Genomic DNA, 8,025 nt, shown 5'->3' on the forward strand with positions numbered 1-8,025 from the left:
AAATATCCATTGGCTTTATCGCCCTTGACATCCATCTCTCACTGTTTAGTTTTCAAGGATCGCTGCCAGTTTTTGGGCCGCCTGGTTCAGCGGCAAGATTTAGTTTAACATCTTTGTCCCTTGATGTCAACTGGTATTTTTTGTTTTCTTTAACCGCCGCTGTTTTGGATTACTTTGGGATTATATTGTTCATTTATCTAACAGCGACTTTTTTATGTTAACACCATAGTAATTATTCGTCAAGATATTTAACTCAAAAAGTTGCTCTTTTTGCTTTTTCGTATTTGTACATGTAAACTTCAAACTCCGGCAGACGCCGGAGTTTGAAGTTTACTGTTCTTATGGATATAAGCAATACAGCATTCTGGGGAATGGTATTGCTTCCCGCACATGATCCAATCCACATATCCAGGCCACAGTCCGCTCCAACCCCAACCCGAAACCCGAGTGAGGAACTGAACCATAACGGCGCAGGTCTAAATACCATTCAAATGCCTCTTTAGGTAATTTATGTTCTTCCAACCGCTGTTCTAATAAAGCCAGGTCGTCAATGCGCTGGCCACCGCCAATTATTTCCCCGTAACCCTCCGGGGCAATCAAGTCCGCACCTAGCACAACCTTTTCATCCTGTGGATCCGGTTTCATGTAGAAGGCCTTTATTGCGGTGGGAAAACGGTGTATAAATACCGGGGAATCAAATTCCTCAGAAATAGCCGTCTCATCCGGAGCACCAAAATCATCGCCCCAGTTAAATTCACGACCTTTATTTTGTAACAGTTCAACCGCTTCAGTGTAACTCAAACGGGGGAAGGGAAGTTTAACTGCTTCCAGTTTGCTTATATCCCGGCCCAGCACTTCCAGTTCCGCCCGCCTGTTTTTCAATACCCGCTGAATAATGTGGTAAATCATTTCTTCCTGTAATTTCAAATTGTCCTCAAAGTCAAAGTAAGCAGCTTCCGCTTCTATCATCCAAAACTCCATCAGGTGCCGGCGGGTTTTAGACTTTTCCGCCCGGAAAGTGGGGCCAAAACAATATACCCGGCCCAGAGCCATGGCAGTTGCTTCATTATATAACTGACCGCTTTGAGACAGATAAGCACTCTCTCCATGGTAATCAATTTCAAATAATGTTGTAGTACCTTCACAGGCGTTGGGAGTTATAATTGGGGCATCAGCCTGTATAAAATCATTTTGATTAAAAAATTCATGAACGGCCAGTTCAATCTCACTGCGAATACGCAATATGGCCGACTGCTTGGGAGTTCTGATCCATAAATGCCTGCGGTCAGCCAAAAAGTCAACACCATGTTTTTTTAATGAAATGGGATAATGCTCAGCTTCTGAAACCACCTCGATATTATTAACCTGCAGTTCATATCCACCGGGTGCCTTGGGGTTTTCTTCCACCACTCCCGTTACCCGCAGTGAACTTTCCTGGGGAATTTTTTTCGCTGTATCAAAAAGGTCCGGTTTTTCCTGTTTAACCAGCACACCCTGGGTAATTCCGGTACCATCTCTGATAATTAAAAATTGTATTTTTCCTGAACCCCTGCGATTATAAAGCCAACCGTTAATTGTTACTTCACTGCCTACTTGTGAACTTAAATTTTTAATTAATACTCCATCCACTGTAATCACCTCATAAAACCTGTTATAAAAACCAAAATTAGTTTACCACAGTTTTAGTATAGAAAACCATGCTATTTTAGTGATCGGATTTATAATTTTGATAAATAATGTCTACAAATTTACAAATAATATAACTTGTGCAACACAGAATTGAAGGTGAGGTGCAAGGCACATTGCCGGTGCATCTTTCTGACGACAGGTTATTTGAGTTTTTGGCAGCAATAATTCTGCGCAACAACGGTTATGTAGCCGGCGTGCCCCGCCGCCTGCTGGGAGGAAGAGCCACCAAGCATCAAGTTAATGTCATTGGCGTGGATTTAAATACCAGTCCCTTTAGTTTTAATAATATCATTATTGTTCAGGTTTACTGCCATAAAAACAACGGCTCAGATTTAGAGCTGGTGAGAAATTTAAAGGCTACGTTAATGGACCTGGAACAAACCCTGCCTCCCCAACGGGAATTGATTAGAGACATAGTGGGAACAGACCGGGGGGATTTATTCCACCGCATATACGGAAAACAAAAAAACCGGGAAAAGTTCACGGTAAATTACGTGGGAAATATCTTTATCAGCAAATCTTTAAACCAATTTGCCTGGGAATACGCCAACGCCCACGGTATATATGTTACTTACATTCCGCAAGTTTTAGCCGGCTATCCCCTGCAGCACTGGTTTTCACTGCTGCGATATCACTTAGATAACGTTGTAAACAGCAGCGGTTCAATAACTATACCCGGTTTATGTAAGAAAGAAAAAAAGCATCCCGCCTTTATCGAAATAATAAATTTACTGCGGGACGAAAACCTGGCAAATAACCTGGAAGCACAGCAAAATCACGATTTGTTGACCATTATTAACGAAGTTATATGCCACCGTGAGTTTGCACCACTGCAGGCAAAATTACAGCAATTGACCCTGGCGTCTATGAACGGCTATCCGGTGGTTTTAGATTATAATTTAAGTTACCGCAACCTAATGGAAGCGGCTTTAATCAGTTTTCGTGAACAGTTCCGGCGGGCCAAAAACGTCAGCCAGCGTACCAAATACCGCCCGTTAAATACTTTAAAGTTTTTAATTACCGGTATATATTCCACCACAGATCCCAACATAGCAATGCTGGCCTATACTGCAGACAAAAATGATGTTCCTGAGCCTATCCGGGAAATGCAGGGTGAGGTGTATGTTCCCACCTCTGTGCTGGATAAGCGAATGACCAGGTTCCAGCTGAAACTACCCCTAAAAACCGATATCAGTTTAATTGCCGAGTTTCACATTGACCAAAATACACAGCGGTATCCAATACAAAACGGTCATATGCCACCGGCCTAATGCCGATGTACCTTTTACAGCACATTTGGTAAAATAGTTACGGGGTGAATGTTTTAAATGAACGGGTCAGTAACCAAGGTATCAAACAAGCCGGATGATAAATACAAGTGGAAAGCCCTGACGGCCATTGCCATTGGCACATTTATGGCTCCTTTAGACGGCAGTATTGTTAATATCACTCTGCCCTACATCAGCAGTGCCTTTGGAACGGATATGGCCACCGTTGAATGGGTGGTAATGTCCTACTTGTTGATAATTTCCAGCCTGCTGCTCACCTACGGGCGGTTGGGGGATATGCTGGGGTACAAAACTGTTTACATCACCGGGTTTGTTATTTTTACACTGGGATCCGTTCTTTGTGCCATGTCTCCAAGTATTAGGGCGCTGATAGGTTTTCGAGTAGTTCAAGCTTTGGGGGCAGGTATGATGATGGCCATCGGCCCGGCACTGGTTACCTCTATTTTTCCACCGCAGGAGCGGGGGAAAGCATTGGGAATCATCGGTTCTACCGTGGCTTCCGCCCTGGCTTTTGGCCCGGTACTGGGAGGATTGCTGGTAGATTTTTTCGGTTGGCGTTCTGTTTTTTTAATCAACTTGCCCATCGGTGTTTATGCCGTCTATCGAGCAGCAGCGGTACTTAAGCCCACCGGTAGGGATAAAAACCAGCGTTTTGATATACCCGGGGCAATAACACTTTTTTCAGCGCTGATGACTTTCCTGTTGGCAGCCAGCCACGGCCAGCAGTGGGGATGGGGTTCACCGGTTATTATCGGTTTATTATCATCATCTATACTGCTTCTGGCACTGTTTATTTGGATTGAACTAAGAGTTCCCAGCCCAATGATGGATTTAAGCCTGTTTAAAATCAGGCTGTTTACCACGGCCAATATATCTTTGCTAATTAGTTTTTTATCTCACTTCAGCATTGTTTTTTTATTCCCTTTTTATTTAAAAGAAGTGCGCAGCGTAGAACCATCTATAACCGGCATTCTAATGGCCGCTTCTCCAATGGTAATTTTGTTTGCGGCCCCTTTATCCGGTGCTTTATCTGACCGCATTGGTTCCAGGCTGCTTTCTTCTTTAGGCCTTGGTATCGTTGCCGTGGCCATGCTGTTAATGAGCAGTGTTGGAATTAATACATCTTTTGGGCAAATTTCACTGTATCTGGCTTTGCTGGGACTGGGCATCGGATTGTTTCAATCACCCAACAACAGTGCCATTATGGGCAGTGTACCCCGCCATCGCCTGGGTATCGCCTCCGGTACGCTGGCCAGTATGCGCAATATAGGAATGGTAATGGGAACTGCAACAGCCGGTGCTATTTTTACCACCCGTTTACCAATACACTACAGCCACTTTAAAGCCAGCGGCTGTAGTACCGGCAGCCTGTATTCCCTGGCCTTTGTTACTGCCATGCACGATGTATTTTTTACCGGTGCGGTGTTAGCATTAATTGGTATGTTTATATCTATGCTGCGGGAAAAAAACAGTGCTGAATCTACAAATCATACCCTTTAGAAAATTAATGGTTCCAAACCGGTACGAAAGACCATATGAGCGTAATTTACTGCTTGGATATTCTTTCACCGGTCAATTTGTCCAGTATTTTTAGCAGCCCGGTTCCATATTTCAGCACGTCTACCCCGCTGTTGTACACCAGTTGTTTTATCCCCGGCATGGTTATAACCCGGGTAACCATGCTTATTGAACGATTGCCGGAAGCATTTAGATACTCCCTTAACAGAATTGAACGACTGAGGTCCGTCTTAAGCGGTTCCAACAATTTTTCATAATCTTTATTTTGCGCCACCGCCTGGGCCGCATACACTCCCGACCGGATAGCGCTAATCTGGCCAAAACCTAAAAATGGTTCTAAAAAACCGCCGGCATTGCCGGCTAATAAAATATTTTCCAGTTGATGCGGGTATACCAAACCGGCTATATGTTCTAGCGTAAAACTTTCTACTATTTTATAATTAAAATTCCCGTTTTGCCAAAACAGATGCCAATAATCATCCAGTTCCTCCGGTCCAATACCGCGGACAATAAGTATCAGCGATGCCATATCACTGCTGAAAGGGGTTAAATAAGCATAGCCGGTATCGTTATATTTTTTATTAAACCACATTATTATTTTGCTGGTATCAAACTCCCCTAGTACTATTACCCCTCTCAATAAAGAGTAAAACAAATCATCCCACACTCCCAGGGTTTTGGCTGTGCGGCTGTTGCCGGTACATACTATTACATAATCATATTCCCGGCTTAACTGTTCATAATCAGCATGCACATTATAGTGCACTTTAGTTTTCAGCATTCTGGATAATTGACTCTCAACGCTGTTTTCAGACTGGCCCCGGAGAAAAAAATATCCCAAATTGCCGGTAACGCTTCGTTTAACCCTCGCCATTCTCATTTCTATCGTTTTAATTTCGTGCAGGGGCTTCAATTTAATATGAAATTCCCTCTCCAAATATTTAACCGGATCACGATTAGGACGTATAAACATTTCCATCATTGCCGATACATGGGGAAACAGTTCCCCGGACCGGCTTCGTTCTTCAAAAACATCCGGTTTAATACCGTGACGTTCAAGTTCGTAGGCACAACACAATCCCGATAATCCCGCACCAATTATGACTACCTTCATAAACACCAACACCTCTGTGTATATCTGAGTAAATACAGTACAAACTTAATTTTAGTAAAGGGGTGTATAAATTGAGTTTCTATACCTTTCTTATGCTAATCCTGATTCTCAGCATAACGGTGATGGGATGGTTTCTATTTATATCGTGGTTGGACAGACGTTTAACCGGGTTCTAAAATAACCCGGTTAAAGCTGTATTTTAGGCACAATTTTACTAATTGGAAAAGGTTTGCCCTCCAATGCATGTATCTTTTTCTGCAGTATGCCAATATGCTCCATTTCTTCATCCCGAAGGTTGATAAAAAACTGCCTGGCCATGGGATTGGATATTTTCAAAGCCTGCTCATTATAAAACTTTTGATTATCCATTTTACTCATTAACATATCGTACAACAGCTCCAGGGCGTCCAGAAGACCACACCTCCTACTTTATGTTATACTTATTCATTTCTTTTTTTATTTTGGCCACCCGGGAGCGGCTGGCCACTGCAAAATCACTAAACAGAGCTGCTAACTCTTTGTCTCTCACCCTCTTAGACCAGAAAAAATACTTTGAAATAAACCGTTCCTCCCGTCCCACCGCTGTTTTAAAGGCATTATTCATCAAATCTTTTTCCGTCAATTTTCTCATACTCCATCACCTAAGAATATTGTTTGTGCAGTTTAAAAGTTTTATAAGCTGATCACCTAAAAGTACAGCGGATAATTTTTTATATTATGGATAAATTAAACTAAAGATCAGCTATCAGGTGGTGGACATGTGAGGGTAGCAATAATTGGTGCCGGAATTGCCGGTTTAGCATGCGCCCTGGAATTAGAAAAACTGGGAATAACGCCGGATATATACGAGCAGCGATACAAAGCAGGTGATCTGGCCCCCTTTTCTGCCGCCATGCTGGATATAAATCTAGCACCGGTTGATAACCAGTTAAAACACTTAGAAAAGCATTACAAATTAAAACTTCAACCGTTAAATAAAATAAAAAAAGTTGTCATCCACAGCCCCAATAACAAGATTTTAATATCCGGCCGGCTGGGCGTTTTTGTAAAAATGGGTCAGGATAGCGATAGCGTGCAGCAGCAGTGGATAAGCAAACTGCAAACCAGAGTAAAATTTAAGCAGCACGTGGATTATTTTAAAATTAGAAATAAATATGACCGGATAGTACTGGCAGATGGTTCATTAAATATACCAATTCAGCTAAATATTTATGAACCAACATTTAAAGGATGGGTAAGAGGAGCATATTTAACAGGCAACTTTGAACCTCACAAAGCAGAATTTTGGCTCGACCGGGAATTTGCCCGGGAAGGCTTTGGCTGCCTCACTCCATTTAACAACAAATCAGCCAGCCTGGTGCTGCAGGTCAGTGGAATTACCCGCCAGGAACTGCACGACTATTGGAATACCTTTATAAATAAAATTGGCTTTAAGACCGTATCCACCGGCTATTTTGAAACTGAATTTCAAACCGGCAGATTAAAAAAACACGTGGTGGACAACACCGTAATTGTCGGGCAGGCCGGTGGTTTTGTGGAAGCAATATGGTCCCAGGGAATTTATTCGTCAGCGGTAAGTGGAATAGAAGCAGCCCGGTGCATTGTTCAAAAAGAAGACTACGAAAAAAGAATAAAGCACCTGGTTAAGACAAATGAAAGAATATATAATTTACGGCAAAGACTAAATGGGCTGGATAACAACGGTTTAGACCTGCTGCTTAAAATGTTCAAAATTCCGGGAGTCAAGCAGCTGGCCGCAGCAGGCAGCTGCAGCGGAATTAAACTTATCTCCAGACTTATAACCGGTATATCAGGTAAAGAAGATAGGGAGAACGTATTTTAATGGCCGATTGGATTACCACGTTTATAATGAGTTGGGTTATATTTATTTTACTGGTTGATATAAAAAGACTTAAATATACCCTTTGGGGAGGTATAACCACCATACTGCTGCAGTTAATAGTAGATACCGGTGCGGATAAGATGGGCATATATGAAGTATCCGGCCCGGTAAAACTGGGGGGAACCCCGGCTTTCTTTACCTTCGGCATTGCTTTAACCATCGGTATCCTGTTTGTGCAGTTTATACCCATAAACCGCTGGCTCAAAATTGCCCATATAGTGGTCACCGCCACCTTATTTCTAGGATTGGAATACTTACTGGTACAGCGGCACTTAATTAATTACTTCCACTGGAACATAGGAGCCAGCTGGTTTACTAACATAATGGTATTTATAGTTATAACCTGGCTGGCTCAAACTCTAAATTTAACCAAGAAAGAAACGCTATTTTAACAATTTAAACCTACCCCAAAAAGCATAAATCGAGTAGGGTAACGCCGCAGTAATTTGCTACGGCGTTATCCCTCTCACAGAACCGTACGTACGGGCCTCGTATACGGCTCCTGATAAACC

General features: G+C 42.6%; 9 protein-coding genes. 5 read left to right on the forward strand and 4 right to left on the reverse strand.

Annotation, left to right across the window (positions count from 1 at the left end; translation table 11 throughout):
- Positions 1-221: hypothetical protein (locus tag JOC37_RS12845; protein WP_204619520.1), on the forward strand; the 221-nt coding region annotated here is incomplete at its 5' end.
- 118 nt (positions 222-339) lie between these two features.
- On the opposite strand, the gene asnS is transcribed toward JOC37_RS12845, so the two are convergent.
- Complete coding sequence (asnS, locus tag JOC37_RS12850) at positions 340-1,629, reverse strand: asparagine--tRNA ligase (protein WP_204619522.1); 1,290 nt, start codon at positions 1,627-1,629, stop codon at positions 340-342.
- 179 nt (positions 1,630-1,808) lie between these two features.
- Between asnS and JOC37_RS12855 the strand changes: the two genes are divergently transcribed.
- Both JOC37_RS12855 and JOC37_RS12860 read left to right on the forward strand, forming a co-directional pair.
- Positions 1,809-2,960 (forward strand): hypothetical protein, encoded by a 1,152-nt coding sequence (locus JOC37_RS12855; protein WP_338017394.1) that lies wholly within the window; start codon positions 1,809-1,811, stop codon positions 2,958-2,960.
- A gap of 57 nt (positions 2,961-3,017) precedes the next feature.
- Positions 3,018-4,478, forward strand: coding sequence for an MFS transporter (locus tag JOC37_RS12860; RefSeq protein WP_204619525.1), 1,461 nt, complete (start codon positions 3,018-3,020; stop codon positions 4,476-4,478).
- Between the two features lie 46 nt (positions 4,479-4,524).
- On the opposite strand, the gene JOC37_RS12865 is transcribed toward JOC37_RS12860, so the two are convergent.
- From JOC37_RS12865 to JOC37_RS12875, 3 genes are all read right to left on the reverse strand, one after another.
- Entirely contained in the window at positions 4,525-5,610 is a 1,086-nt protein-coding gene (locus JOC37_RS12865; protein WP_204619526.1) for an NAD(P)/FAD-dependent oxidoreductase, read from the reverse strand.
- 186 nt (positions 5,611-5,796) lie between these two features.
- Positions 5,797-5,994 carry a hypothetical protein gene (locus JOC37_RS12870; RefSeq protein WP_238480926.1) on the reverse strand — a complete coding sequence of 66 codons (198 nt, stop codon included), beginning with the start codon at positions 5,992-5,994 and terminating at the stop codon, positions 5,797-5,799.
- Between the two features lie 40 nt (positions 5,995-6,034).
- Positions 6,035-6,241, reverse strand: a complete 207-nt coding sequence (locus tag JOC37_RS12875) for a hypothetical protein (protein ID WP_204619527.1) — start codon at positions 6,239-6,241, stop codon at positions 6,035-6,037.
- A gap of 129 nt (positions 6,242-6,370) precedes the next feature.
- Between JOC37_RS12875 and JOC37_RS12880 the strand changes: the two genes are divergently transcribed.
- Both JOC37_RS12880 and JOC37_RS12885 read left to right on the forward strand, forming a co-directional pair.
- Entirely contained in the window at positions 6,371-7,453 is a 1,083-nt protein-coding gene (locus JOC37_RS12880; protein ID WP_204619528.1) for an FAD-dependent oxidoreductase, read from the forward strand.
- Positions 7,453-7,905, forward strand: a complete 453-nt coding sequence (locus JOC37_RS12885; RefSeq protein WP_204619529.1) for a hypothetical protein — start codon at positions 7,453-7,455, stop codon at positions 7,903-7,905. The genes JOC37_RS12880 and JOC37_RS12885 overlap by 1 nt, the downstream gene beginning before the upstream one ends.
- Positions 7,906-8,025: the final 120 nt, after the last annotated feature.

This window comes from Desulforadius tongensis, assembly GCF_016907915.1.
Taxonomy (GTDB): domain Bacteria; phylum Bacillota; class Desulfotomaculia; order Desulfotomaculales; family Desulfohalotomaculaceae; genus Desulforadius; species Desulforadius tongensis.

Bases quoted from the DNA above. Each gene is read 5' to 3' on its own strand.
- JOC37_RS12865 (WP_204619526.1), bottom strand. From the start codon at position 5,610: ATGAAGGTAGTCATAATTGGTGCGGGATTATCGGGATTGTGTTGTGCC.
- JOC37_RS12870 (WP_238480926.1), bottom strand. From the start codon at position 5,994: ATGTTAATGAGTAAAATGGATAATCAAAAGTTTTATAATGAGCAGGCT.
- JOC37_RS12875 (WP_204619527.1), bottom strand. From the start codon at position 6,241: ATGAGAAAATTGACGGAAAAAGATTTGATGAATAATGCCTTTAAAACA.
- JOC37_RS12860 (WP_204619525.1), top strand. From the start codon at position 3,018: ATGAACGGGTCAGTAACCAAGGTATCAAACAAGCCGGATGATAAATAC.
- JOC37_RS12885 (WP_204619529.1), top strand. From the start codon at position 7,453: ATGGCCGATTGGATTACCACGTTTATAATGAGTTGGGTTATATTTATT.